Genomic DNA, 26,034 nt, shown 5'->3' with positions numbered 1-26,034 from the left:
TCGAGCCGGGATCATGAACCGTTCACTGGCTCAAGTAAGTAAACTTCCCACCCTTGATGATCCCCATCACGCTGGCCCGCTGATCGAGCCCGACGTGATCCTTCGCGCTCGTATTCACGACGCCGTTCGGCACCACCAGTTCATGCGCGTGTTCGAGTTCCGTGCGCAGTGCCGCGCGAAACTCGGGCGTGCCCGGCTGCGCCGTCTTCAACGCGCGGGCGACGGCGTCCTGCAAACGCGGATACACACCTGCCGCATCGCCTGCGAACTGCGTCACCGTGTTCGGCCCATACTGCGCCTCATACGCGTTGACGAAGGCAAGCGCCGCCTTCTTCGCAGGATGATCGGCAGGCAGCGTGCGCGCCACCACCACGGGCTGTGTCGGGAACAGCGTGCCTTCGACGTCCTTGCCGCCCAGCTTGATGAACTCCGGCGTCGCAATGCCGTGCGTCTGATAGATCGCGCCCTTGTAGCCGCGCTCGACGAGCGTGCGCTGCGGCAACACGGTCGGCGTGCCAGCGCCGGCGATCAGCACGGCATCGGGCTTCGCTGCGATCAGCTTCAGGACCTGGCCGGTGACGCTCGCGTCGGTGCGATTGAAGCGCTCGGTCGCGACCACCTGAATGTGGCGCAGGGCGGCGAACTTCGTGAACTCGTTGAGCCAGCTATCGCCATAACTGTCCGCGAAGCCGATGAAGCCGACCGTCTTGATGTTGTGATTCGCCATGTAGCGCGTCATCACGTCGGCCATCGCGCTGTCCGTCTGCGCCATCTTGAATGCCCAGACTTTCTTGCCTTCCTGCGGTTCGACGACGCTCGCCGAGCCGATCAACGTGATCATCGGCGTCTGGCTCTCGGCGACGGGATCGAGCGCGGCCATCGCGGCGGGCGTGATGTTGGGCCCGACGATCACATCGACGTGATCTTCATTGATCAGCTTGCGGATGTTGCGCACGGCGTTGCCCGGATCAGAGCCGTCGTCGAGGATGATGTATTGCGCGTTCTGGCCCGCAATCGTCTTCGGCCACATCAGCATCGCATTCTTGCTGGTGATGCCGATCGTGGCGGCAGGGCCCGTGCTCGACAGGTCGATGCCGACCTTGATGTCCGCGTGCGCGGCAGCGGCGACAAACAGCGCGCCGATCGCGGCGGCACGCATCAGGGTGCGTTTGATTTTGTTCTTGTGCGACGACATGCGAAAGATCTCCTGGCAGATAGCGTGACTGCTTTTATAGCGGATCAAAAACCTCAAAGCTCGTACGTTTCGTGATCGCCCTTGAGCGCCTGCTCGATCAGCTTGCGGTTCATGTTCGGCGACAGCAGTTCGACGAGCGTATACACATAGCTGCGCAGATACGCGCCCTGCTTGAGCGCGACGCGCGTCACGTTGCTGCCGAACAGATGCCCGACGGGCATCGCGCGCAGATGGCGGTCGCGCTCCGCATTGAACGCGATGTCGGCCATGATGCCGACGCCCAGTCCCAGTTCGACGTAGGTCTTGATCACGTCCGCGTCGATCGCTTCGAGGACGATGTCGGGATGCAGGCCGCGCAGGCGGAACGCTTCGTTGATCTTGGTGCGGCCGGCGAACGCGTTGTCGTACGTAATCAGCGGATACTGCGTGAGGTCGTCCAGCGACAGCTGCTTGCGCTCCAGCAGCGGATGGTCGGCGGGCATCACGGCGAGATGGTGCCAGGTGAAGCACGGCAGCGACACCAGTTCCTTATAGGTCGAGATCGCCTCCGTCGCGATGGCGACGTCCGCCTGGTCGTGCAGAACCAGCTCGGCGACCTGGGTCGGGCTGCCTTGCAGAATCGAAAGGTGGACCTTCGGAAACCGCTTCTTGAATTCGGCGATGGCGGCGGGCAGCGAGTAGCGCGCCTGGGTGTGCGTCGCGGCGATCACGAGATTGCCCTGATCCTGCGCCGCGTAATCTTTACCGACGCGCTTCAGGCTCTCAACCTCCTGAAGAATCCGCTCCACGGACGCCAGAATGATCCGGCCCGGTTCCGTCAGCGAGCGCACGCGTTTGCCGTGCCGCGTGAAGATTTCGACGCCCAGCTCATCTTCCAGCTCGATGATCGCCTTCGAGACGCCCGGCTGGCTTGTATACAGCGCCTTGGCGGCTTCCGTCAGGTTGAAGTTCTGGCGGACGGCCTCGCGCACGAAGCGGAACTGATGCAGGTTCATATATAACCTCGCCGCATATCAAAAGAATTTTTTAGTCGTTTGAAATATAAGGCGAGTTTATTACGATTTGTCCAGTTTTTCCAATATGGATATCTGTTTTTGTCATTAGCAAATGAGCGATGCGTCTAAACGGCTGGTCGCCGTCTCGCTCAAAGCAGACTGATGAAGACGAATCCGAAGCGCGGCGTAACCGGAACGCCGCGTCGTGTGAGACGAACAAACCCTGGGGTCCCCGAATGTACCAATACGATCAGTACGACCAGACCATCGTCGACGAACGCGTCGCGCAGTATGCCGACCAGGTTCGCCGCCGCCTGTCGGGCGAATTGAGCGAAGAAGAATTCCGCCCGCTGCGCCTGCAGAACGGCCTGTACATGCAGCGCCACGCATACATGCACCGCATCGCGATTCCTTACGGCAACCTGCGCAGCGACCAGTTGCGCATGCTGGCGACGATCGCGCGCGAGCACGACCGCGGCTACGGCCATTTCTCGACGCGCTCGAACATCCAGTACAACTGGATCCAGCTCGAAGAAACGCCTGAAATCCTGCGCAAGCTCGCGTCCGTCCAGATGCACGGCATCCAGACGTCGGGCAACTGTATCCGCAACATCACGGCCGATCAGTTCGCGGGCGTCGCGCCCGACGAAATCGTCGATCCGCGTCCGTGGGCGGAAATCATGCGCCAATGGTCGACGTTCCACCCCGAATTCGCGTGGCTGCCCCGCAAGTTCAAGATCGCCGTGTCGGGTACGAAGGAAGACCGCGCAGCCGTGCAGATCCACGATCTCGGCGTCTATCTGAAGAAGAACGACGCGGGTGAAGTGGTCGCCAGCATCCTCGCGGGCGGCGGTCTGGGTCGCACCCCGATCATCGGCGCGATCATCAAGGAAGACCTGCCCTGGCAGCATCTGCTGACGTACTGCGAAGCCGTGCTGCGCGTGTACAACCGCTACGGCCGCCGCGACAACCTGTATAAGGCGCGCATCAAGATTCTCGTGAAGGCGCTGTCGCCCGCGAAGTTCGCGCAGCAGGTAGAGGAAGAGTGGCAACACCTGAAGGACGGCCCGTCGACGCTGACGGAAACGGAAGTCGCGCGCGTGTCGCAGTACTTCCAGCCGCCTGTCTATGAAAAGCTGCCGGACACCGACGCTTCGTTCGAAAAGCATCTGCTCGAAAGCAAGCCGTTCGCACGCTGGGTGGAGCGCAATGTGCGCCCGCACCGCGTGTCGGGCTATTCGTCGGTGACGATCTCGCTGAAGCCGCGCGACATCGCGCCTGGCGACGCAACCGACAAGCAGATGGACGCCGTCGCTGATTGGGCCGAGGAATACTCGCTCGGCGAAATCCGCGTGTCGCACGAACAGAACCTGATTCTCGCGAACGTCAAGAAGCGCGATCTGTACGCGCTGTGGGAAAAGGCCAAGGCGCAAGGTTTCGCGACGCCGAACATCGGTCTCTTGACCGACATCATCGCGTGCCCGGGCGGCGATTTCTGCTCACTGGCCAACGCGAAGTCGATTCCGATTGCACAGGCAATCCAGGAACGCTTCGACAACGCTGACTTCGTATACGACCTGGGCGACCTGTCGCTGAACATTTCGGGCTGCATGAACTCGTGCGGTCACCATCACGTCGGCAACATCGGCGTGCTGGGCGTCGACAAGGACGGCTCCGAGTGGTACCAGGTGTCGCTCGGCGGCGAGCAGGGCACGGGTCATGACGGCGCGAAGCTCGGCCGCGTAATCGGTCCGTCGTTCTCGGCGGAAGAAATGCCGGACGTGGTGTCGAAGGTGATCGATACGTTCGTCGAGCATCGCATCGACGGCGAACGCTTCATCGACACGTACAACCGCATCGGACTCGCGCCGTTCAAGGAACGCGTGTACGCATCGCGTCAGCCGGCTCACGCGTAACGGGAACAAGGATTAGCAGATGGCATCGATTATCAAGGACCGCGCAATCGTCAACGACGACTTCACGGTAATCCGCGCAGCCGAAGACGGCACGTTGCCCGCGGTCGACGCATTGCCCGCAGGCAAGATCATTGTTCCGTTCGCGTTGTGGCAGGCGTCGCGTGACGAATTGACGGCGTCGCGCAGCGCGCAGGAACTCGGCGTGTGGCTCGCGCCGGACAGCGAACCCGCCGACATCGTCGCGGACTTCGACAAGCTCGCGCTGATCGCCGTGGACTTCCCGGTGTTCCGCGATGGCCGTGGCTACAGCACCGCGCGTCTGTTGCGCGAGCGCTATGGTTACAAGGGCGAGATTCGCGCGATCGGCGACGTGTTGCGCGACCAGTTGCGCTTTTACGAGCGTTGCGGCTTCAATGCGTATGCGCTGCGCGAAGACAAGGACATCCACGACGCGCTGAAGGCGTTCACCGAATTCACTGTCCAGTATCAAGGTGCATTCGACGATCCTTCGCCACTCTTTCGCCATCGCGAAGCGGCCGCTGCCGCACAGAAGGCGTCGGTATGACGAGCGAAACGGGCATCACGGCTGAACTGCAAGCGAAGATCGGACGTCTGGACGCGCTGCTCGATTCGATCGCGCAGCGTCACGACAAGGTCAAGTTCGCCAGCAGCCTCGCGGCCGAAGACATGCTGCTCACGCATGCCATTCTGTCGCGCAACGTGAAGATCGGTATTTTTTCGCTGAACACGGGCCGTCTGCATGCAGAAACGCTCGGCATGATCGACCGTGTGCGCGAGCGCTATGGCTACGAGATCGAGCAGTTTCATCCGCTGGCGGATTCCGTCGATGAATACGTCGCGCAGCATGGTCTGAACGCGTTCTACGAAAGCATCGATCTGCGCAAGCGCTGCTGCGAGATCCGCAAGGTCGAGCCGCTGAACCGCGCGCTGTCGGACGTGGGCGCGTGGGTGACGGGCCAGCGCCGCGAGCAGTCGGTGACGCGCGCAGAACTGCACGAGGAAGAGCAGGATCACGCCCGCAATATCGGCAAGTACAACCCGCTCGCCGACTGGACGGAAGCCGATGTCTGGGCCTACCTGAAAGCGTTCGACGTGCCCGTAAATCCGCTGCATGCGCGCGGCTATCCGAGCATCGGCTGTGAGCCGTGTACGCGCGCCGTGCGCCCCGGCGAAGACAGCCGGGCAGGGCGCTGGTGGTGGGAGTCGCGCGATACGAAGGAATGCGGGCTGCACATCACGACGATTCCCGTCACGGTGATCACGGAAAACGCGTCGCCGCTCCACTGAGCCGCACGCGAACGCTGAAGCAGATTTCGATTGAATCTCCTCGTGTCGTACACATCTGGTGAGAACCCGATCATGCGACACGAACCAACGAAGGACCTGAACATGAGCACGACGCTCGATTCCACTGTCAACCCGCTGAACGTCACGGCGAACCGGATGGACCACCTCGACTGGCTCGAGGCCGAGTCGATCCACATCCTGCGCGAACTCGTTGCCGAATGCAGCAAGCCCGCGCTGCTGTTCTCGGGCGGCAAGGATTCCGTCGTCGTGCTGGCGCTCGCGTTGAAGGCGTTCGGCCTCGGCGCGAACCGCAAGACGCAGTTGCCGTTCCCGCTGGTGCACATCGACACGGGTCACAACTACGACGAAGTGATCGATTTCCGCGACCGCCGCGCGAAGGAAATCGGCGCGGAACTGGTGGTCGGTCATGTCGAAGATTCGATCAAGAAAGGCACGGTGCGTCTGCGCCGCGAAACGGATTCGCGCAATGCCGCGCAAGCCGTCACGCTGCTGGAAACGATCGAGCAATACGGTTACACGGCGATGATCGGCGGCGCGCGTCGCGATGAAGAAAAGGCGCGCGCGAAAGAACGTATCTTCTCGTTCCGCGACGAGTTCGGCCAGTGGGACCCGAAGGCACAGCGCCCGGAACTGTGGAGCCTGTTCAACGCGCGTCTGCATCAAGGCGAGCATCTGCGCGTGTTCCCGATTTCGAACTGGACGGAACTCGACGTGTGGCAATACATCGCTCGCGAAAATCTTGAACTGCCGTCCATCTATTACGCGCACAAGCGCGAGATCGTGCGCCGCAACGGCCTGCTCGTGCCCGTGACACCGCTCACGCCGATCCGCGAAGGCGAGTCGAGCGAAGAAGCTGTCGTGCGTTTCCGTACCGTGGGCGACATCAGCTGCACATGCCCCGTTGAAAGCGATGCGGACGATCTGGAAAAGATCATCGCCGAAACGGCCGTGACGGAAATCACGGAACGTGGCGCGACGCGCATGGACGACCAGACGTCGGAAGCGGCGATGGAAACGCGTAAGAAGCAAGGTTATTTCTAAGTGGGATGGGAGTAACGCGCTAAAGCGAGAACTCCCGTCGACAGAGGCAAAGAAGATTATGAGCATTCATCAACCTGAAGACCTCGGCGTGCTTCGTTTCATCACGGCAGGCAGCGTCGACGACGGCAAGAGCACGCTGATCGGCCGCCTGTTGTACGACAGCAAGGCTGTGCTGTCGGATCAGTTGTCGGCGTTGTCCCGCGCGAAGAACAAGCGCACGGTCGGCGACGAAATCGATCTGTCGCTGCTGACGGACGGCCTCGAAGCCGAACGCGAGCAGGGCATCACGATCGACGTCGCGTACCGCTACTTCGCAACCGCGAAGCGCAAGTTCATCATCGCCGACACGCCGGGCCACGAGCAGTACACGCGCAACATGGTGACGGGCGCATCGACCGCGCACGCCGCGATCATTCTCGTCGACGCCACGCGCGTCACGTTCGAGGACGGCGTCGCGCAACTGTTGCCGCAGACCAAGCGCCACAGCGCGATCGTCAAGCTGCTTGGCTTGCAGCACGCGATCGTCGCAATCAACAAGATGGACCTCGTCGACTACAGCGAAGCGCGCTTCAACGAAATTCGCGACGCGTACGTCACGCTGGCGCGTCAACTCGGTCTCGCCGATGTGCGCTTCGTGCCCGTATCGGCACTGAAGGGCGACAACATCGTGACGGCCAGCGAGCGCATGCCGTGGTACGCAGGTGAGCCGCTGCTCGACGTGCTCGAAGCGCTGCCCGTCGAACTGCCGACGGATCAGGGACTGCGTTTCCCGGTGCAATGGGTCGCGCGTCAGGACGGCAGCCAGGCCGACGATTTCCGCGGCTACATGGGCCGTGTCGAATCGGGCGAAGTGAAGCTCGGCGATTCGATCGTCGTGTTGCCGGCGAACCGTCAGGCGACCGTTGCTGAGATCATCGCGCCCGTGCCGGGCGGCACGGCGCAAGTGGATCGCGCGTTCGCGGGCCAGACGGTGACGATCCGCCTCGCGGAAGACGTCGACGTGTCGCGCGGCGATACGTTCGTGCTCGCAACGGGTGTCGTGCAACCGGCGAAGAAGCTCGAAGCGGATCTGTGCTGGTTCGACGACGCGCCGCTGTCGACGGCCCGCAAGTATCTGTTGAAGCAAACCACGAGCACGGTGTTCGCGCGCATCGGCGGCATCCAGCAGGTGCTCGACGTGCACACGCTGTCGCACGCGACGGACCGTCACGAACTGGCGATGAACGATATTGGCCGCGTGTCGCTGACGCTGCAAAAGCCGATCGTCGCCGACGAGTACGACACGCATCCGGGCACGGGCGCTTTCGTGCTGATCGACGAAGCAACGCATCACACGGTCGCGGCCGGCATGATTCGTTCTTTCTCCGCTTGAAGTCGAGAGCGGACGGAGCGGGAGCAAATGGGTAAGGTGTATCTGATCGGCGCCGGGCCAGGCGCTGCGGACCTGATCACGGTTCGCGGCGCACGGCTGCTGGGTCTCGCCGATGTCGTGCTGCACGATGCGCTGGTCGAGCCGGCGATGCTCGACTACGCGCCGCACGCGCGCAAGATCGCGGTGGGCAAGCGTTGCGGGCAGCGCTCGACGGCGCAGCACTTCATCAACAAGCAGATCGTCGATGCCGCGCTCGAGCATGGCGTTGTGGTGCGATTGAAGGGCGGCGATCCGATGCTGTTCGGCCGTGCCGATGAAGAAATGCGCGCGCTCGAAGCGGCGGGCATCGACTATGAAGTCGTGCCGGGCATCACGGCGGCATTGGCGAGTGCAGCGTCGCTGCGTCGTTCGCTGACGCTGCGTGGCGTGTCGCGCAGTGTGGCGCTCGCGACGCACAGCCGCGCGCCGGATTCTGCCGAGATTCGCGAGCAGGTCAACGCGGATTCGCTGGTGTTCTACATGGGCCGCGACAGCGCGCCCGAGATCGCGCAGCAACTCATCGACGCGGGTCGCCCGGGCTCGACGCCTGTTGCGATCGTCGAAGCATGCTCGACGCCGCGCGAGCGCATGCTGACGCTGACACTCGATGGACTTGCTGCCGGCGATGCGCAACTGTGGCTCGACGCGTCGCAGCCTTCGCTGCTGATGATCGGCGACGCGTTCGCCGAACGGGTCACGCGCAGCGAGCCGGAGTCGGCTGCGGAGCAGGGTCAGCCTGAGTTGCGAGTCGCTTAAACTTCTATTGCTGTTGTTTGTATTGATCGGCCGCATTCGCGAGAGTGAATGCGGCCGATTGTCTTTTCGGCGCGCCATCGAGCCAGGCACGTGCGTTGCGTTAAGATTTCCTTTCGCTTTGCATTCAAACTGGACTCATGCCTTTTTCTTCTTTGCGTCGTTCCTTACTGATTGCGCTTGCGGCCGGTCCTGTGATCGGCGTGCGCGCACAGCCGGCTTCGTCGGTCTCGATCAATCTTGCCGCGCGTGAGCGGTTGGAAAAACTTGAAGCGTCGAGCGGTGGGCGCCTTGGTGTGGCTGCGCTCAATACGGCGGATGGGTCGTATGTCGGCTATCGCGAGTCGGAGCGGTTTCCGATGTGCAGCACGTTCAAGCTGCTTGTCGTTGCGCTGGTTTTGAAGCGCAGCATGGCCGAACGTGGTCTGCTCGATGAGCGTGTTCGATACGGTGACGCTGATCTCGTTGCGAACTCGCCTGTTACGAAGCGGCACGTGGGGGAGGGTATGACGATCGGCGAACTGAGTGCTGCGGCGCTTCAGCACAGCGACAACACGGCGGCGAATCTGCTGCTGACGGCTGTCGGCGGGCCGGAGGTGTTGAACCAGTTCGCGGTTTCGATTGGGGATGAGTGGTTTGATTTGCTGCGCGGGGAGCCCGAGGTGAATGCGTCCGTGCCGGGCGATATGAGGGATACGACGACGCCGCGGGCGATGATGCTCGATGTGCAGAAGCTACTGCTGGCCGATGATGTGCTGGGTCCGCAGCAGCGGGAGCAGTTGAAGGCATGGATGCTGGGGAACGCGACGGGTGCCGCTCGGATTCGGGCTGCCGTGCCGGGTTCTGGCTGGCTGGTCGCCGACAAGACTGGGAGCGGGGATTACGGGACGGCTAACGATGTTGCGGTTGTGTATCCGCCTTCGGCGGCGCCTTTTGTTGTCGCTGTCTATTTCACTGGCGTGATGCCGAAGCAGACGCTGCCGCAGGATGAGGTCGTGGTTGAGGCTGCGAGGATCGTGTTTGATGCTATGAGGTGATTTTTTTTGTCTGCGACGCTGTGGGTGGTCTGCTTGTGTTTTTGCTGGCATCCGCGATTTGTTAGCGTGCTTCAGGCGTTGCCCCTGTGCGGGGCGGCACCTACTTTTCTTTGCCGCCGCAAAGAAAAGTAGGCAAAAGAAAGCGGCTCACACCGCCAGTTCTAGTGTTTGCCTGAGGGCCCCCACAGGTTCTTACGCTTCACACGGCAGCCACGTGACGCATGCTCGTTGCCAGCGCTCTTGCAATGCGCCTCACCCACTTCATGCTCCCGAATTGCAGCATGCCGTGCCAGACAGTCCACGGCCGCCCAGGTGGCAAACTGTGTGTAGGCCCAGGTACTCCCCATGCCTGACATCGGACCGATAGCGCACGCGCCCCACACTGTAGGAGCACCAGGCTATACGCCGCGACAACCTACACACAGTTTGCCACCTGGGCGGCGCATACCATCCGCTGACGCTTGCCTTGGTGCGGGTATTTGAAGTGGGGGAGGCGCTCATTCGAAGCGTTGGCAACGAGCGCCAACAGAGACGTTGCCGTGTGGAGCATAAGACCAGTTGAGGGCCCTCAGGCAAATACACGGGCTGGCGGTGTGAGCCGCTTTCTTTTGCCTACTTTTCTTTGCGGCGGCAAAGAAAAGTAGGTGCCGCCCCGCACAGGGGCAACGCGTGAAGCACGCTAACAAACCGCGGATGCCAGCGACAACACAAGCAGACCACTCAAAGCGTCGCAGACAAACAACCCTAAACCCTCAAACCAAAGCCTGCCGCAGGCAATACCCAGCCATCGCCTCAATAACTTCGGCATCCTCGCCAACAGCAGTCGCACAACGAATCTCAGCAGAAGGATTCGCGCTGCGGCACTGATCAAGAATCACCGGCAGATCTCGCCGAACATGCCCACCTTGCCCGAAAAAAACCGGCACAACGGTGACAACAGACGCTCCTGCTGCGACCTGAGCAGCCACAGCCTCAGGCAAACCAGGCGTCATAAGCTCAAGAAAAGCCAACGAAACCGGTCCAGCGGCCGCCCCGCGCAACTCGAGCAACCGGGCGCGCAGCCGCTCAAAAGGCTCGGCCCAGCGAGGATCTCTCGCGCCATGCGCAAACAGCACCACGCCATGAGATCCCATACCGCCTCGCAGAGAAAAAGTGCCTAATGCCTGTCGACCCACTTGAGCCCGACGAGCCCAAGCACAAGATAGATCAACCCCGGCGTCGCCGCCGTCAACGGCGCTGGCCATGTGTTCAGATTACCGATATGCGAGAACAGCGTATTGAACAGCTGAAAGCTCATCCCCAGCATGATCCCGCCGAACACCTTCACCCCAACCACGCCCGCCCGCGTATGCAGATAAGCAAACGGCAGCGACAGCACCAGCATCACGAACACCGCAAACGGATACAGCACCTTGCGCCACAGCGCGATCTCATACCGTTGCGTGTCCTGATGGTTCTCGGTCAAGTGCTGGATATAGCGGAACAGATTGAACATCGACATCCTCTCCGGCGCGACCAGCAGCACCGACAGAATCTGCGGCGTCAACTCCGAACGCAGCGAGTACTCAGGCAACGTCACCTGCTTCGCGCGATACACCGGGTTCAACGCATCGGCGGGCTTGCTGGCGTCCTGCGCGACATCGATCAGTTGCGTGTCCGTGACGTCCGTCAACAGCCAGTGGCCAGGCGGTTGATACTTGCCCGACTTCGCGATGCGCACGTTCGACAGGCGGAACTTCGAATCGAACTCGTAGATGCGCACGTTCGAGATGGTCGCGTCCGGCTGCAACTGCCCGACGTTCACGAAACGCGTCACCTGCTCGCCGTCGGCGCGCGCCGTCAGCGTGTCCTTCACCCAGACACCCGACTCGAAATTGCTCGAGACCGATGAGCCGAGCGCCTCCAGACGCACGCGCTCCGACAACTGGTCCGTGTACGGCCCGACCACTTCGCCGATGAGGTACGTGAGGAACACGAGCGGAATGCCGATCTTCAGGAGCGAGCGCAGCGCCTGATTGGTGGCGAGACCGGACACGCGGAAAATCGTGTACTCGGAATTCGCCGCCATCTGAGCGAACACGTAGATCGCGCTGATCAACGCGGCGACAGGAATGATTTCGTAGAAGCGCGACGGCGTCTGCAGCGCAACGCGCAGCACCGCGTACTGGAACTTGTAGTTGCCGTGACCGACTGAGTTCAGTTCGTTGATCAGGTCGAAGAAGAAGAACAGACCCGAAAACGCGAACAGAATGAAGATGAACGTGAGGTAAACCTGACGCGCGAAATACTTTTCATAGATGCGCATGGGTCACGCTCCCTGCGCCGGACGGCTCGACCGGCTGAACGTCGCACGCGTGAAGAGCGGCCGGTTGCGCACCCGCAGCCAGAAAATGAACGCCACGACCAGCGCCACGACGATATGCAGCCCCACGAGGCCCACGCCGAACGACATCTTGCCTTGCTCGATCCATGACTGCACGACGTTCAGCAGGTTCGAATACGTCAGATAGATCAACACGGCCATCACGAGATTGATCGTGCGGCTGCGGCGCGGATTCTGGTGCGCGAGCGGGATGGCGAGCAGCATCAGGTTGATCGCGATCAAGGGCAGGCCCGCGCGCCATGCGAATTCAGCCAGATTCTGGCGGGTCGGGTCGCGGAACAGGTCGAGCGTCGGCGTGCCCGTCGTGGTGGGCGTATTGACGACCGGCTGGCTCTGGATCTTCACGCCATAGCGTTCGAACTCCATGATGCGGAAGTCGGGATGGCCCGGCTCGCCGTCGTAGCGGCGGCCGTTTTCGAGCACGACGAAGCGGTCGCCGTTCTTTTGCGTTTCCGTGTGGCCGTTCTTCGACACGACCACGTTCACCTTGCCGCCTTCGGTGCTGGTGACGAACACGTTCTCGACGTGGCCCTGATCGGGCGACATCTTCTCGATGAAGAACACGCGATGGCTCGTCGCCGATTCGCGGAACTGGCCCGGCGCGAGCAGCGAGACTTCGTCGCGCTGCTGGAAGCGCGCGCGGATCAGCTTGCTCTGCTGGTTCGACCACGGCCAGCCGACGAACACGAAGAAGGCGATCAGAATGATGATGGGCGTCGCGAACAGGCCGATCGGCTTGATGAAACGCGTGAGGCTCACACCGGAGGCGAGCCACACGACCATTTCGGAATCCTTGTACCAGCGCGTGAGCACGAACAGGATCGACACGAACAGCGTCGCGACCAGCATGATCGCGAGGTAGCCGATGACCGTCAGGCCGATCAGCACGAGCACGTCGCGCGGGTCGATTTCACCGGACGCCGCGAAGCCGACGATGCGGATCATCATCGTCGTCAGGACCAGCGTGAGCAGAACCATGAACACGGCGCCAGCCGTATACGCCAGTTCGCGCTGGAGAGAGCGTTCAAAAATCATGGTTGATGAGGAGAGGGCGCGCTCCGACAGGCAGCGGGGTTGAGCCCCGTCACGCCTTCGTGCAGCCGCCGCGGGAAAAATAGCGGATAATTGCGGCTTTCATCCTAAGCCCAGATTTTATCCGAGGACAAGCGCGATGGACTTTAGCATAAAAGCCTGTGATTGGAGCAAAGGCTCGACCAACGGGTTCCTTACCGGAAAATCGGATTGCATCGTGATCGGCGTGTTCGAATCGCAGACGCTGTCGGGCGCGGCGCTGGAAATCGACGCGGCCACCAAGGGTCTGCTCACGCGCATCATCAAGGCCGGCGACATGGACGGCAAGACGGGCAGCACGGTGTTCCTGCATGAAGTGCAGGGCATCGGCGCGTCGCGCGTGCTGCTGGTCGGCCTCGGCAAGCAGGACGCCTTCACGCAGAAGGCCTACGGCGATGCCGTGCGCGCCGCGTGGCGCGCGATCCTCGGCACCAAGGTCACGCAGGTCACCTTCACGCTGGCTCAGGCGCCCATCAAGGAGCGCTCGTCGGATTGGGCCGTGCGCGCCGCGATCCTCGCGCTGCGCGAGCTGACCTACCGGTTCACGCAGATGAAGAGCAAGCCGGACAACAGCACGCGCGCGCTCAAGCGCATCGTGTTCAGCGTCGACGCGGCGGACGAAAAGCTCGCGAAGGTTGCGCTGAAGCAAGGCGTCGCGCTGTCGAACGGCATGGATCTGACCAAGGACCTCGGCAACCTGCCGGGCAACGTCTGCACGCCGACCTATCTGGCCACGACCGCGAAGAAGCTCGCGAAAGACTGGAAGCTGAAGGTCGAAGTGCTCGGCCAGAAGCAGCTCGAAGCGCTCAAGATGGGCTCGTTCCTGTCGGTCACCAGAGGTTCCGTCGAGCCGCCGCAGTTCATCGTCCTCCAGTACCAGGGTGGGAGCGCGAAGGCCGCGCCCGTCGTGCTGGTCGGCAAGGGCATCACGTTCGACACGGGCGGCATTTCGCTCAAGCCGGGCGACAGCATGGACGAGATGAAGTACGACATGTGCGGCGCGGGCTCCGTGCTCGGCACGCTGCGTGCCGTCGCGGAAATGGGCCTGAAGCTGAACGTGGTCGGCATCATTCCGACCTGCGAGAACATGCCCGCGGGCAACGCGACCAAGCCGGGCGACATCGTCACCAGCATGAAGGGCCTGACGATCGAAGTGCTGAACACGGACGCGGAAGGCCGCCTGATCCTGTGCGACGCGCTCACGTATGCCGAGCGCTTCAAACCGGCTGCCGTGATCGACATCGCGACGCTGACGGGCGCCTGCATCATTGCGCTCGGTCATCACAACAGCGGCCTGTTCTCGAAGGACGACGCGCTCGCGGGCGAACTGCTCGACGCATCGAAGGAAGCCTCCGACCCGGCATGGCGTCTGCCGCTCGACGACGAGTATCAGGATCAGCTGAAGTCGAACTTCGCCGACCTCGCGAACATCGGTGGACGTCCGGCGGGCAGCGTGACGGCGGCGTGCTTCCTGTCGCGCTTCACGGAAGCGTATCCGTGGGCGCACCTCGACATCGCGGGCACCGCATGGAAGAGCGGCGCGGCGAAAGGCGCAACGGGCCGTCCTGTGCCACTCCTGTCGCAGTTCCTGATCGACCGCGCTGCACAATGACGCGTTGTAGTCCGATTGCATGTAGCGCAGAGAAGCAGGATCGCCGATGACCCGCATCGACTTTCATTCGAACGTCGGCGATTCGCTGCAGTATGCGTGCCGTCTCGTGCGCAAGGCGTATCAGGCCGGCCAGCCGCTCGTCGTGCTGGCCGAGCCGCCGCGCCTGCGCGCGTTCGACGAGCAGTTGTGGACCTTCTCGCCGCTCGACTTCATCCCACACTGCCTCGCGGGTAGTCCGCTCGCGGCGCAGACGCCCGTCGTACTCACGTCGTCGCTCGACGACGTGCCGCATCATCAGATACTGTTGAATCTGGGCGCGACCGTGCCGTCGCAGTTCGCGCGCTTCGAGCGCCTGCTGGAAATCGTCGGCAACGCGCCCGACGAACTGGCCGCGGGTCGCGAGCGCTATCGCTTCTACCGCGATCGCGGCTATGCTCTGAATAACTACAAGCAGGGCGCCTGACCGTTCTGTCCGCTCGATGCGTGGTCTTGTCCGATTCGCGCAGAACCGGTCCGTCCGATCTTTAAAGGGAGTGTTTTCGTGTCCCAATCCTCCGACTCTTCCGATCAAGACATCCCCCTTCTGACCGACGTGATGGTGACGGGCCACGAGCCGCATGCGAAGGCCAAGCGGCCGAAGCGCTCCGGCTCGCATGGTCATGAGGGTACGCACGCAGGTACGCACGCGCGTGGCAAGCATGCGGCGACGCATGACGTGCACGACGCTCCGCAGGACACACATGCGGAGCCGCAAACGCCGTCCGTCCATGCCGACGACGACGTGCCCGTTCTCGATTCCATCTACGAATCTCCGCGTGCGCCGATCCGCGAGCCCGCGCAGTTCGTGCCGGGCGAAGCGGAGTTCACATCGGGGTCGACGGCCGAGCAGTATGTCGCGCCGCCCGTGCCGGATTCGCTGACGGCGCCGGTGGAACACGTGCCGGTGCTTGCGCCCGCGACGAGGTCCGACTACGACGCCGACGTGCTGGCTGAGCGCTTGCGTGGGCGGTTCTCGACGTATCTGAAAGGGGATGGCCGCAATCTGATCGAGGCGCGTTGCCGCGACGCGTTCCAGGATCACACGACCTGGCTCGTCAATCAGATCACGCGCGAGGTGGCACTCGCGCTGGAAACGGAAATGCTCATCTGGGTACGCGAGGCGATCCGCGAGGAACTCGGCAACTCGACGACCAGCAAGTAGACCGCACGCGGCGGACGCTACTTGAGCGTCAGGATCCAGCTTGCCAGCGACATCGCCTCGTCCTGCGTGACCTGTGTGTTGGCGGGCATCGGCACGGGTCCCCATACGCCCGCGCTACCTTCCATGATCTTGCGCGTGAGGTAGGCCACGGCGTCGCTGCGCGGCGCGTATTTCGCCGCGACATCGTGCAGCGAAGGTCCCATGAATTGCCGCGTCACAGAATGGCAGCTCATGCAATTCTGCTTCTGCGCCAGCGCAAGGCCTGGAGCCTGCGCGCGCGCCGTGCTGGTGAGTGCCAAAGTGCCTGCCAGCACGAGTGCCGCATACGACTTCGATTTCATTATGGTCTCCGCCGGTGACTCAGCCCGGCTCGTGGTGGACGCATTATAAGAGCAAAGGGGCACACGGCGATCCGTGTGCCCCTTTGCGTATCGAAGCGTTGCTGGCGTCGACGTGCGATGCTGCGCCGCGTCAGTCAAGCGGCACAGAACGGCTGACGCGTCAGTCCGTGACAGCGCCCTTGTTCGCCGGCTTTACGAGCGCCGCGAACTTGGCCAGCACACCACGCGTGTAGCGCGGCGCGGGCTGCTTCCATGCGCCGCGCCGGCGTTGCAGCTCGGCGTCGTCGACGTTCAGCTGCAACAGCAGCTTGTGCGCGTCGATGGTGATCGAGTCGCCTTCCTGCACGAGCGCGATCGTGCCGCCGACGAACGCTTCCGGCGCGACGTGACCCACGACCATGCCCCACGTGCCGCCTGAGAAGCGCCCGTCGGTGATGAGGCCGACCGATTCGCCAAGCCCCTTGCCGATGATGGCCGACGTCGGCGCGAGCATCTCCGGCATGCCCGGGCCGCCTTGCGGGCCGAGATAGCGCAGCACGACGACATCGCCGGCTTTGATCTTGTCGGCGAGGATTGCATCCATCGCGCTTTGCTCGTCGTCGAACACCCGCGCCGGGCCTGTGATGACCGGGTTCTTCAGACCGGTGATCTTCGCGACGGCGCCGTCTTCCGCGAGGTTGCCCTTGAGGATCGCCAGATGGCCTTCGCTGTAGAGCGCCTTGTCGATCGGATAAATCACTTTCTGGTCCGCGCGCGGCTTGGCCGGCACGTCCTTCAGTTCTTCAGCGATCGTCTTGCCCGTAATGGTCACGCAGTCGCCGTGCAACAGGCCCGCGTCGAGCAGCAGCTTCAGTACCTGCGGGATGCCGCCCGCCTGGTGGAGGTCGGTCGCGACGTACTTGCCCGACGGCTTCAGGTCGCAGATCACGGGCACTTTCTTGCGCATCCGCTCGAAGTCGTCGATGGTCCACTCGACTTCCGCCGCGTGCGCGATGGCCAGATAGTGCAGCACGGCATTGGTCGAGCCGCCCGTTGCCATGATGAGCGCGACGGCGTTTTCGATCGATTTCTTCGTGATGATGTCGCGCGGCTTGAGATCCTGCTTGACGGCCTCGACCAGCACGCGCGCCGACTCGGCCGCCGAATCCACTTTCTCCTGATCCGGGTTCGCCATCGTCGACGAATACATCAGCGACATGCCAAGTGCCTCGAACGATGAACTCATCGTGTTGGCGGTGTACATGCCGCCGCACGAGCCCGTGGTCGGGCAGGCATTCTGTTCGACCCCTTCGAAGTCTTCCTGCGACATGCGGCCCGCCGTGAACTCACCGACGGCTTCGAACGACGACACGATGGTCAGGTCGGTGCCTTTCCATTTGCCCGGCTTGATGGTGCCGCCGTACACGTAAATGCCCGGCACGTTCATTCGCGCGAGGCCGATCATGCCGCCCGGCATGTTCTTGTCGCAGCCGCCGATCACGACCACGCCGTCCATCCACTGGCCTTGCACACAGGTCTCGATGCAGTCGGCGATCACTTCGCGCGACACCAGCGAGTACTTCATGCCCTCCGTGCCCATCGACATGCCGTCGGAGATGGTCGGCGTGCCGAAGGTCTGCGGGTTCGCGTCGGAGCGCTTCACGGTTTCGACGGCGGCATCGGTGAGGCGTTGCAGGCCGGCGTTGCACGGCGTGATGGTCGAGTGGCCGTTGGCGACGCCGATCATCGGCTTGTCGAAGTCTTCCTTCTGGTAGCCGAGCGCGTAATACATCGAGCGGTTCGGCGAACGCGCGACGCCTTGCGTGATGTTCTTCGAACGACGGTTGTACGGCATGGGGAGCTCCATCCAGTTGTTTTGATGTGCGCGCCGATCGGCTCGCTTCCCGCTTGCGGCGCAACGGCCTGGGCGGTTCCAGCGCGGGTTCTTTAGTCTAGTTCGGGCGCGTTGGGCAAGAATGGAGTTTCTGCAAAAGAATGTCCAATATATTATTCAGCGCCGATTAGGTCGTAAAATGTATCAATGAGCCTGCCTGCCGTCCCTGATCTGCGCCAGTTGCGCTATTTCGTGACCGTCGCCGAAGAGAAGCACTTCGGGCGCGCGGCGGCACGGCTGTCGATGACGCAGCCGCCGCTGTCGCAGGCGATCCGCGCGCTCGAAGAGACGCTGGGCGTCGAACTGTTCGCGCGCACCAAGCGCTCCGTCGAGCTGACGTCCGTCGGCGCGGATCTGCTGCCCGAGGTGCGGCGCCTGCTGGCGGCCGCCGAAGGGCTGCGGCCACTGGCGCAGAGCCTTGCGCGCGGCGAGGCAGGGGTGCTCTCGCTGGCGTTCGTCTCGACGGCGGATTACGGGCTGTTGCCGCCGCTACTGCGCGAGTTCGGCGCGCGCCATCCGCGTGTGCGGCTCGAACTGCTCGAAGCAACCAGCGACGTGCAGATCGACGAGCTGGTCGCGGGGCGTGTCGATGCCGGGCTCGTGATCGGGCCGCTGCCGCCGCGTTATGCGTCGCAGCTGTCGTGGTTGCCGCTGGCGCGCGAGCCGCTGGTGATCGCGATGTCGACGGAGATGGCGGCGCGTGTTGAAGGCAATGCGGAAGGTGATGATCCGGGCGGGGCGGGCGTGGCCGAATGGCGCGACGAGCCGTTGAGCCTCGCGCAAGCAGGCGACGCGCCGCTGGTCGTTTTCCCAAGGCGTCTGGCACCAGGCTTTTATGACATCATTATGGATTGCTACGGCGCGGCCGGTCTCACGCCGCATATCGGCCAGGAAGCGATCCAGATGCAGACGATCGTGAGCCTGGTGTCCGCGGGCATGGGTGTCGCGCTGGTGCCGCAATCATTGCGTAACCTGCGGCGCACGGGCGTCGTGTATCGTCCGTTGCGTGAGGCCGTGCCGGCCGTCGTCACCGGGCTGGTGTGGCGCACGGCGGAAGTGAGCCCTGTGCTGGCCGGTTTCATCGACATCGTGCGTGCGCATGCCGATGTGCTTGCCGGTTGAGCGGCTGCGAACCCTTTGCGGCGCGGCGCGTCCAATGCGCTTGAGTTTCCAGATTACCGAACCCCTATAACGATACGATGCACATTCACCCGAATTTCGATCCCATCGCCATTCATCTGGGACCGCTGGCCGTCCGCTGGTACGGCCTGATGTACCTGGTCGCCTTTGTCATGGCGATCGTCGTGGGCCGGCTGCGGCTGCGTTTGCCCCATGTCGCCGCGCAAGGCTGGACCCCGAAGGACATCGACGACATGCTGTTTTATGGCGTGCTCGGCACGATCCTCGGCGGGCGTCTTGGTTATGTGCTGTTTTACAAGGCGAGCTGGTACTTCGCGCATCCTCTGGACATCTTCAAGGTCTGGGAAGGGGGCATGTCGTTCCATGGCGGTTTTCTCGGCGTGACGCTCGCGATGGTGTTGTTCGCGTGGCAGCGCAAGCGCACGTGGCTGCAGGTGACCGATTTCGTCGCGCCGATGGTGCCGACCGGGTTGGCGGCTGGGCGTCTTGGTAACTTTATCAACGGCGAGTTGTGGGGGCGGGTGACGTCGCCCGATGCGCCCTGGGCGATGCTGTTTCCCGGTGCCGCGAATGAGGACGCCGGCTGGCTGGCGGCGCATCCGGCGCAGGCCGCGCAATGGCATCTCGGTGAGGTGTTTGCGCAATATCACATGCTGCCGCGGCATCCTTCGCAGTTGTATGAGATCGCACTCGAGGGTGTGGTGCTGTTTCTTGTGTTGTGGTTTTTTACGCGTAAGCCGCGGCCTGTTGGGGCTGCTTCTGCGGTGTTTCTCATTGGGTACGGGCTTGCTCGGTTTACTGTCGAGTTTGCGCGTGAGCCGGATGATTTCCTTGGGTTGCTCGCGTTGGGGCTGTCCATGGGACAGTGGCTGTCGTTGCCGATGGTGATTGCCGGGGTGTTGATGTTGGTGTGGGCGTATCGGCGGAATGGGCGGGAGGCTGCGCGGGCTGTTAATGTAGGGTGAGGTGTTTTTTTCTGTCTGCGACGCTTTGAGTGGTCTGCTTATGTTGTCGCTGGCATCCGCGTTTTGTTTCTGGTTCGCAAGCGTTGCCCCTGTGCGGGGCGGCACCTACTTTTCTTTGCCGCCGCAAAGAAAAGTAGGCAAAAGAAAGCGGCTCACACCGCCAGCACGTGTGTTTATCCACGGGCCCCCAACGTCCCCACACTTCACACGGCAACGTCCTTGTTTGCGTGCTTTGCCAACGCTCTGAACGTGCGCCTCACCCACTTCACACACCCGTACACGAACCAGCGGCAGCGAATGGTTGCTGCCGCCCAGGTGGCAAACTGTGTGTAGGTTGTCGCGGCGTATAGCCTGGGGCTCTTACAGGGTGGGGCGCGTGCTATCGGTCCGAAGTGAGGCGTGGGGAGTACTTGGGCCGACACACAGTTTGCCACCTGGGCGGCGGTGGACTGTGTGGCGCGGCATGCTGTAACCCGGGAGGGTGAAGCGGGTGAGGCGCATCGCAAGAGCGCTGGCAACGAGCATGAGTCACGTGGCTGCCGTGTGAAGTGTAAGAACCTTTGGGGGCCCTCAGGCAGGAACAGGGATTGGCGGTGTGAGCCGCTTTCTTTTGCCTACTTTTCTTTGCGGCGGCAAAGAAAAGTAGGTGCCGCCCCGCACAGGGGCGACGCATGCGAACCAATAACAAAACGTGGACGCCAGCGCAAAGGCGAAAACACAAAAAACGCCCACGCCGCCAAGGCGAAAAAACCCCCGCTGCCTCGCAGACAAAAAAATCACTTCATCTGCACAGACCCTGAAACATTAACCGTCACGGTAGACGTGCCACCTTCAACCGGCACAGGCGCCGCCGCCTTGGCACTAACATCCGACCGCATGCTCATCATCATGACAGGCCGTGGCGGCACGCCACCACTATGCCCGACATTAACTTCGCGAATGGTATAGCCGCTATACCCGAAAGCCTGCGCAGCCGAACTAGCCTGTTGCTTGAACGATGCAATCGCCTGCCCCGTCAGCTTCTGCCCGGCAGCGCGCTCAGCCTCCGGCGACAGTGAAAACTGCACATTCCCAACCTGCATGATCGAAGACAGCTGTCCCGCGAGCTTCGATGCTGCCGCGAAGTCGTGCGACTCCAGCACGATCTCCGTGCGGCCGCGCCATGCAGAAATACGCCCGTCGCGATCCGTCGACGGATAGATCGAGAACGAACCGGTGCGCGCCGTCACACCGCTCACGCCCTTCGCCTTCTGCAGCGCCTGGTCGGCATGCTGGTTCAGCGTGCCCGTCAACGACGACGGATCGCTCGCTTCCTGCTCATAGAACAGCGTGATATCGACGACGTCTTGCGGCACGTCGGCACTCGCCTGCGCGTTCAGCGACAGCACACCAGCCGGCTGATACTGCTGCACAACGGTTTGCGCATTGGCCGCGGCGGACGTGAGCGCGAGGGCAACTGGCGCCGCGCATGCGCCGGCCGCGAGCGCCCACACGAGCGCAGATTTCTTGGTCATTGTTCGACTCCTTCGTTGAGCAGGTTATGCGTGCATGCGTCGAGGTCCACGGCGCCAGGCGCAATGGCGCGGCGCGCGTGGCATGACGCTTGCGAGGCGGTTAGGCTTCTGAAAGGGTCGTCTGGTTCCCGAGTGAATACTCGAATGTCACGCGGACTCGCGTATTCATCACGCACGCACTCGCGTACTCACGCAGCACGCTTCGCAAGCTGCTTCGTGATGAACGCCCATTCAGCCTCCGTCACGGGCGTGATCGACAGGCGGTTGCCCTTCGCGAGCACGCGCATGTCGGCAAGCTCGGGATGCTCGCGCAACGCGGCGAGCGGGATCAGTTTGATCTTCTTCTTGAACACGACATCGATGAGCGTCCAGCGCGGCGTTTCCTGCGACGACTTCTCGTCGTAGTACGGGCTCTTCGCATCGAACTGGGTCGGGTCTGGGTAGGGCGTCGACGACACTTCGGCGATGCCCGCAATGCCCGGCTCAGGGCAACTGGAGTGATAGAACAACACGCCGTCGCCGATCTTCATGATGTCGCGCATGAAGTTGCGCGCCTGGTAATTGCGCACGCCCGTCCAGGGCAGCGTGCGTTGCGGGGCATTCGCGAGATCGTCGATGCTCGCTTCGTCCGGTTCGGACTTCATCAGCCAGTAGCGCATGAGTCGGATTGAACGTGAGATAGAAGGAAGTCTTCGTCGAACAGTCGGGTTCAAACGTCTTGCAACATGCCGCGTGCCATCAGGCCGCAAAGCGCACGCACAAAGAAAAACGGCATCGGACAAAGTCCGATGCCGTTCGTATAGGTCCCCGCCTTAGCCGCTAGGCCGGCATCCTGAACCTGAGGTTCAGAATTGGTCGCAGTTAGCAGCACTTCGGGTACATCAGACAGAGTGACGCGCACACCCGTGCTACAAATTTCCGCAACCGTGCACATAGCATTGGTTCAAGGAATATATGACCTTGGCGAACCAGGCAGGGAAGCTTTAAAACGTTTGCTCTACAACATGGGCCCGACCGCAAACCAATCAAGCCCACCAGAATTTTCTTTACTGCACGCTGCCGTACTGTTGGATCACAGTGCCCAGCTGCTCATTCATCTGGTGCATTGTACGCCGGATTTCTTCGGCGGGAAATGATTCTCCGTGTCGCACGCTGGCTTGCAGCCTAAGCAGTTCCGATGCCAGCGACAATGCCGCCATCACGGCGATACGATCCTGACCGCGCACGTTGCTGTTGGCGCGGATCTTCGACATCTCGGCGTCGACACGCGCCACCGCTTCGAGCAGCGCCGCTTCCGTTTCCGGCGAGCAGGCGAGACGATAGGGCTGGCCGAGGATCGACACTTCGATCTGCTTCGTGGTCATGCGTTTTCTCCGTGGCGGGTCGCGTCGTTGTTCGCGTCGTGATTGGCCTGCGCCTGCTGCTCGGGCGCGAGGAGATCGAGTTGATTGTCGGGCTCATGACCGCGAGCGCGCGGCAACTTCTCGAGGATGGCGTTCAGACGTACCTGGGCATCGTCGATCTTCGCGGACAGCGCATCGCGCTCCGCTTGCAACGCGGCGCGTTCTTCGCGAGTCTGTTCGAGTTCTACGCGGGTGGCTTCGCATTCGGCGCGCGCTTGTGCGAGCTGTTCTTCGAGTGCGAGGCGCGCTTCGTTATAGCGCTGGCTGATCTCGATCAGCCGGCCGATGTTCTGTGACAGTGTTTCGAGTTCGGTGAGCATGTGCTGCGTCCTCTAAAGACATGGCATTCTAGCGCGGAATGTCGCACGCTCGGGCATTTGTCTCGTTTCGAGACGTAACAGTAGCGCTTTAACGCCGCATTATCCAGGTGTCTCGTCGCGATTCACACATTTTCACCCTTAAAACAGGGACTTTTTTAACAGTCCGTCATCGAAGTCGATGCGATGCCTCGCGTTCTTGACGCGTGTGTGCGCCACTTCTACACTTGCGGCACTCTGGTGCCCGCGCGCGGTATCGCGCCGCGCGCAGTTAAACGGGAAGCAGGGAGCGAAGTCCGCCCGGACGAGCCAACCTGCGCTGTCCTCGCAACGGTACAACGACCGCAGTTCCTGCAGGTCGACCCATGCACGCGTCGAGCCATCCATGAGAGCCGATGCCGTGCGAAGCGCCACTGCGCATGATGCGTGGGAAGGCGGGTCGGCCAGTCGTCAGCCCGGATACCGGCCGGAGGCAAGGAGCGTATCGCTCCTTGTACAGGCATCGGCCCACGAGGAGCGGGCCGCGCACAGGCCCACAGGACTCTTTCGATGCTCACCTCCGTGTTTGTCCACCCGGCGTTTTCGCGTCCGGTGTTTCCGCGTTTGCTGTGTCCGCATGTCAGGCGCGCGCCGCTTGCCGCGCTTGCCGTCATCGCCTTCGCTGCAGTCCCGTTCGCTGCAAGTGCGCAGCCAGCCGACGAGGCGAACCCATCCGCCACATCCACGGATCGATCGGACAATGGCCCGACCGATACTTCGTCAAAGACAATCCCCACGACTTTGTCGCCCATCGTCGTCACGGCGGACCGCCGCGCGCAGCGACTCGCCGACGCGATTCCGCAGACCACGCTGTTCGACGCGCAGGACATCGCGGACAACAGCGCGCGCGACTTGCCGGGGCTGCTGCAGTTCGCGCCCGGCGCGCAGGTCGTGCGCAACGGCGGGCCGGGCGCGACCTCGAGTCTGTTTTTGCGCGGCGCGTCGGCGACGCAATCGCTCGTGCTGATCGACGGCGTGCGCGTCGATTCGGTGAGCCAGGGCAACGCGCAACTCGAGCAGATTCCGCTCGATCAGATCGATCACGTCGAAGTGGTCAACGGCAACGTGTCGGCGCTGTATGGATCGGGTGCGATCGGCGGCGTGGTGCAGGTGTTCACGAAGGATGGCGGCAACCATCCGCCGCGTTTTCACTTCGACGTCGAGTACGGCAGCTATCACACGCAGCGCCAGGCGGCGGGCGTCGACGGCGCGCTCGACAAGGACGGCCGCACGACCTTCAGCGTCACGCTCGCGCGTGCGAAGACGGACGGTTTCTCGTCGATCGACCCGGCGCTCGCGCCCGTCAATCCGAACGCCAACGGCTACTTCAACGAGAGCGTGAGCGCGTCGCTGCGTCACAAGCTCAACGACCAGTGGGACATCGGTCTGCGCTACTTCCAGTCGAACGGCAACGACAGCTTCGACAATCCCTTCGGCCTGCCCACCGATCTCAACAACCTGCACAGCAAGGTGCAGACAGCCTCGGCGTTCGCGAACGGCAAGCTCACCGACGGGTGGACGACACGCTTCGTCGTCGCGACGGGTAACGATCGCAGCAACACGTCGCTCAATGGCGACTATCTGTATCGCTACGATTCGGACAACCGGCAGTACACGTGGCAAAACGATTTCACGTTTGCGCGCGATCAAAAGCTGCAACTGGGCTACGAGCATCTCGACCAGACGCTCGACTCGAACCAGTACAGCGCGCCCGATCGTCACGTGAACTCGGTGTTTGCGGGCTATACGGGGCGCTTCGGCAACAGCCAGATCCAGGCGAACCTGCGACGCGACCAGTACTCGGATTTCGGCGGAGCCAACAGTTACTATCTGGGCTATGGCTACGACTTCAACGAGCACTGGAAGGTGACTGCAAGCTGGTCCGATGCGTTTCGCGCGCCGAGCTTCAACGATCTGTACTACCCGTATAGCGGCAATCCGCTGATCCAGCCGGAGCACAGCCATTCCGTCGAAGCCGCGTTGCAGTACGCGTCCGATGCGCTCGGCCTGATGAAGCTCACGGCATTCCAGACGCGCTACACGAACCTGATCGACTATGTGCAGACCACGCCTGGGATCTTCGTGGCGGAGAACGTGGGGCATGCGAAAGTGCAGGGCATCGAAGGATCGTGGCAGGGCCATGTCGGCAAGACCGACGTGCGCGCGGCCGTGACGTTCCAGAATCCCGTCGATGAAGACACGCATACCGATCTGAATCGTCGCGCGCGGCATTTCGCTTCGTTCGCGGCGAACCGTAATATCGGCAACTGGCGGGTGGGCGGCGAATGGCTCGTGAGCGGCGAGCGTGACGACAGCGGCACGGCGCTTGGCGGTTATGGCATCGTGAACCTGTCGGCGCGCTACAACGTCACGAAGGCGTGGTACGTGGCCGCGCAAATCCAGAATCTCTTCGACAAGGACTATGAACTCGCCTACACGTATAACACGCCAAGGCGTGGCGCCTACATCACCGTCGGCTGGCAGCAGCAATAACGCGC

24 protein-coding genes, 1 other RNA gene and 1 riboswitch are annotated in these 26,034 nt (G+C 62.4%); of the genes, 13 read left to right on the top strand and 12 right to left on the bottom strand.

What is annotated here, in order from left to right; translation table 11 throughout:
* Nucleotides 1-22: 22 nt before the first annotated feature.
* Together PPGU16_RS12385 and PPGU16_RS12380 are read right to left on the bottom strand one after the other, a co-directional pair.
* The gene (locus PPGU16_RS12385; protein ID WP_180720239.1) at nucleotides 23-1,195 is read right to left on the bottom strand and encodes an ABC transporter substrate-binding protein; all 1,173 of its coding nucleotides are present in this window, start codon (nucleotides 1,193-1,195) and stop codon (nucleotides 23-25) included.
* Nucleotides 1,196-1,248: 53 nt separating this feature from the next.
* Nucleotides 1,249-2,190 carry a CysB family HTH-type transcriptional regulator gene (locus PPGU16_RS12380; RefSeq protein WP_036003337.1) on the bottom strand — a complete coding sequence of 314 codons (942 nt, stop codon included), beginning with the start codon at nucleotides 2,188-2,190 and terminating at the stop codon, nucleotides 1,249-1,251.
* A 236-nt stretch (nucleotides 2,191-2,426) separates the two neighbouring features.
* Between PPGU16_RS12380 and PPGU16_RS12375 the strand changes: the two genes are divergently transcribed.
* The 7 genes from PPGU16_RS12375 to bla all read left to right on the top strand — a co-directional run bounded on the left by PPGU16_RS12375 (nucleotide 2,427) and on the right by bla (nucleotide 9,677).
* Nucleotides 2,427-4,106 (top strand): nitrite/sulfite reductase, encoded by a 1,680-nt coding sequence (locus PPGU16_RS12375; protein WP_180720238.1) that lies wholly within the window; start codon nucleotides 2,427-2,429, stop codon nucleotides 4,104-4,106.
* A 19-nt stretch (nucleotides 4,107-4,125) separates the two neighbouring features.
* Nucleotides 4,126-4,671: a DUF934 domain-containing protein gene (locus PPGU16_RS12370; RefSeq protein ID WP_180720237.1), complete on the top strand. Its 546-nt coding sequence runs from the start codon at nucleotides 4,126-4,128 to the stop codon at nucleotides 4,669-4,671.
* Nucleotides 4,668-5,414, top strand: coding sequence for a phosphoadenylyl-sulfate reductase (locus PPGU16_RS12365; protein ID WP_180720236.1), 747 nt, complete (start codon nucleotides 4,668-4,670; stop codon nucleotides 5,412-5,414). The genes PPGU16_RS12370 and PPGU16_RS12365 overlap by 4 nt, the downstream gene beginning before the upstream one ends.
* 102 nt (nucleotides 5,415-5,516) lie before the next feature.
* On the top strand, nucleotides 5,517-6,476 hold the full coding sequence (gene cysD, locus PPGU16_RS12360; protein ID WP_091780683.1) for a sulfate adenylyltransferase subunit CysD: 960 nt from the start codon (nucleotides 5,517-5,519) through the stop codon (nucleotides 6,474-6,476).
* Nucleotides 6,477-6,531: 55 nt separating this feature from the next.
* Complete coding sequence (locus PPGU16_RS12355; RefSeq protein WP_180722621.1) at nucleotides 6,532-7,848, top strand: sulfate adenylyltransferase subunit 1; 1,317 nt, start codon at nucleotides 6,532-6,534, stop codon at nucleotides 7,846-7,848.
* 27 nt (nucleotides 7,849-7,875) lie between these two features.
* A complete protein-coding gene (gene cobA, locus PPGU16_RS12350; RefSeq protein WP_180720235.1) occupies nucleotides 7,876-8,643 on the top strand; it encodes a uroporphyrinogen-III C-methyltransferase in 768 nt (255 codons plus the stop codon).
* Nucleotides 8,644-8,780: 137 nt separating this feature from the next.
* A complete protein-coding gene (bla, locus tag PPGU16_RS12345; RefSeq protein WP_180720234.1) occupies nucleotides 8,781-9,677 on the top strand; it encodes a class A beta-lactamase in 897 nt (298 codons plus the stop codon).
* A gap of 752 nt (nucleotides 9,678-10,429) precedes the next feature.
* Here bla and PPGU16_RS12340 read toward each other — a convergent pair.
* From PPGU16_RS12340 to lptF, 3 genes are read right to left on the bottom strand one after another with little or no spacing between them, the layout of a single operon-like run.
* Nucleotides 10,430-10,810 (bottom strand): sirohydrochlorin chelatase, encoded by a 381-nt coding sequence (locus PPGU16_RS12340; protein WP_180720233.1) that lies wholly within the window; start codon nucleotides 10,808-10,810, stop codon nucleotides 10,430-10,432.
* Between the two features lie 23 nt (nucleotides 10,811-10,833).
* The gene (lptG, locus tag PPGU16_RS12335; RefSeq protein ID WP_180720232.1) at nucleotides 10,834-11,982 is read right to left on the bottom strand and encodes an LPS export ABC transporter permease LptG; all 1,149 of its coding nucleotides are present in this window, start codon (nucleotides 11,980-11,982) and stop codon (nucleotides 10,834-10,836) included.
* 3 nt (nucleotides 11,983-11,985) lie between these two features.
* Entirely contained in the window at nucleotides 11,986-13,095 is a 1,110-nt protein-coding gene (lptF, locus tag PPGU16_RS12330) for an LPS export ABC transporter permease LptF (protein WP_180720231.1), read from the bottom strand.
* A 136-nt stretch (nucleotides 13,096-13,231) separates the two neighbouring features.
* Here lptF and PPGU16_RS12325 point away from each other — a divergent pair, with 136 nt between their 5' ends.
* The 3 genes from PPGU16_RS12325 to PPGU16_RS12315 all read left to right on the top strand — a co-directional run bounded on the left by PPGU16_RS12325 (nucleotide 13,232) and on the right by PPGU16_RS12315 (nucleotide 15,944).
* Nucleotides 13,232-14,743, top strand: coding sequence for a leucyl aminopeptidase (locus tag PPGU16_RS12325; protein WP_180720230.1), 1,512 nt, complete (start codon nucleotides 13,232-13,234; stop codon nucleotides 14,741-14,743).
* A gap of 46 nt (nucleotides 14,744-14,789) precedes the next feature.
* A complete protein-coding gene (locus PPGU16_RS12320) occupies nucleotides 14,790-15,206 on the top strand; it encodes a DNA polymerase III subunit chi (protein ID WP_007582468.1) in 417 nt (138 codons plus the stop codon).
* 78 nt (nucleotides 15,207-15,284) lie between these two features.
* Entirely contained in the window at nucleotides 15,285-15,944 is a 660-nt protein-coding gene (locus PPGU16_RS12315; protein ID WP_180720229.1) for a DUF2486 family protein, read from the top strand.
* Between the two features lie 17 nt (nucleotides 15,945-15,961).
* On the opposite strand, the gene PPGU16_RS12310 is transcribed toward PPGU16_RS12315, so the two are convergent.
* Both PPGU16_RS12310 and ilvD read right to left on the bottom strand, forming a co-directional pair.
* Nucleotides 15,962-16,285: a c-type cytochrome gene (locus PPGU16_RS12310; RefSeq protein WP_180720228.1), complete on the bottom strand. Its 324-nt coding sequence runs from the start codon at nucleotides 16,283-16,285 to the stop codon at nucleotides 15,962-15,964.
* Between the two features lie 160 nt (nucleotides 16,286-16,445).
* On the bottom strand, nucleotides 16,446-18,119 hold the full coding sequence (gene ilvD, locus PPGU16_RS12305) for a dihydroxy-acid dehydratase (protein ID WP_180720227.1): 1,674 nt from the start codon (nucleotides 18,117-18,119) through the stop codon (nucleotides 16,446-16,448).
* A 186-nt stretch (nucleotides 18,120-18,305) separates the two neighbouring features.
* On the opposite strand from ilvD, the gene PPGU16_RS12300 reads away from it, so the two are divergent.
* Nucleotides 18,306-19,280, top strand: coding sequence for a LysR family transcriptional regulator (locus PPGU16_RS12300; RefSeq protein ID WP_180720226.1), 975 nt, complete (start codon nucleotides 18,306-18,308; stop codon nucleotides 19,278-19,280).
* Nucleotides 19,281-19,357: 77 nt separating this feature from the next.
* On the top strand, nucleotides 19,358-20,263 hold the full coding sequence (gene lgt / locus PPGU16_RS12295; RefSeq protein ID WP_180720225.1) for a prolipoprotein diacylglyceryl transferase: 906 nt from the start codon (nucleotides 19,358-19,360) through the stop codon (nucleotides 20,261-20,263).
* Nucleotides 20,264-21,039: 776 nt separating this feature from the next.
* Here lgt and PPGU16_RS12290 read toward each other — a convergent pair.
* The 5 genes from PPGU16_RS12290 to PPGU16_RS12270 all read right to left on the bottom strand — a co-directional run bounded on the left by PPGU16_RS12290 (nucleotide 21,040) and on the right by PPGU16_RS12270 (nucleotide 23,500).
* Nucleotides 21,040-21,777 (bottom strand): SIMPL domain-containing protein, encoded by a 738-nt coding sequence (locus tag PPGU16_RS12290; protein WP_180720224.1) that lies wholly within the window; start codon nucleotides 21,775-21,777, stop codon nucleotides 21,040-21,042.
* Nucleotides 21,778-21,965: 188 nt separating this feature from the next.
* Nucleotides 21,966-22,436 carry an EVE domain-containing protein gene (locus tag PPGU16_RS12285; protein ID WP_180720223.1) on the bottom strand — a complete coding sequence of 157 codons (471 nt, stop codon included), beginning with the start codon at nucleotides 22,434-22,436 and terminating at the stop codon, nucleotides 21,966-21,968.
* 141 nt (nucleotides 22,437-22,577) lie between these two features.
* Nucleotides 22,578-22,759, bottom strand: a non-coding RNA gene (ssrS, locus tag PPGU16_RS12280) — 6S RNA.
* Nucleotides 22,760-22,823: 64 nt separating this feature from the next.
* Nucleotides 22,824-23,141, bottom strand: coding sequence for a cell division protein ZapA (locus PPGU16_RS12275; protein WP_180720222.1), 318 nt, complete (start codon nucleotides 23,139-23,141; stop codon nucleotides 22,824-22,826).
* The gene (locus PPGU16_RS12270; RefSeq protein WP_036003395.1) at nucleotides 23,138-23,500 is read right to left on the bottom strand and encodes a hypothetical protein; all 363 of its coding nucleotides are present in this window, start codon (nucleotides 23,498-23,500) and stop codon (nucleotides 23,138-23,140) included. The genes PPGU16_RS12275 and PPGU16_RS12270 overlap by 4 nt, the downstream gene beginning before the upstream one ends.
* A 218-nt stretch (nucleotides 23,501-23,718) precedes the next feature.
* Nucleotides 23,719-23,982: riboswitch (cobalamin riboswitch) on the top strand.
* 64 nt (nucleotides 23,983-24,046) lie between these two features.
* Here PPGU16_RS12270 and PPGU16_RS12265 point away from each other — a divergent pair.
* Nucleotides 24,047-26,029, top strand: coding sequence for a TonB-dependent receptor domain-containing protein (locus PPGU16_RS12265; protein WP_243460541.1), 1,983 nt, complete (start codon nucleotides 24,047-24,049; stop codon nucleotides 26,027-26,029).
* Nucleotides 26,030-26,034 lie beyond the last annotated feature (5 nt).

Origin of the sequence: Paraburkholderia largidicola, from assembly GCF_013426895.1 — a bacterium.
GTDB classification, from domain to species: Bacteria; Pseudomonadota; Gammaproteobacteria; order Burkholderiales; family Burkholderiaceae; genus Paraburkholderia; species Paraburkholderia largidicola.
Note: the sequence above shows the minus strand (reverse complement) of the source record. Positions and strands in the feature narration are given on the sequence as shown.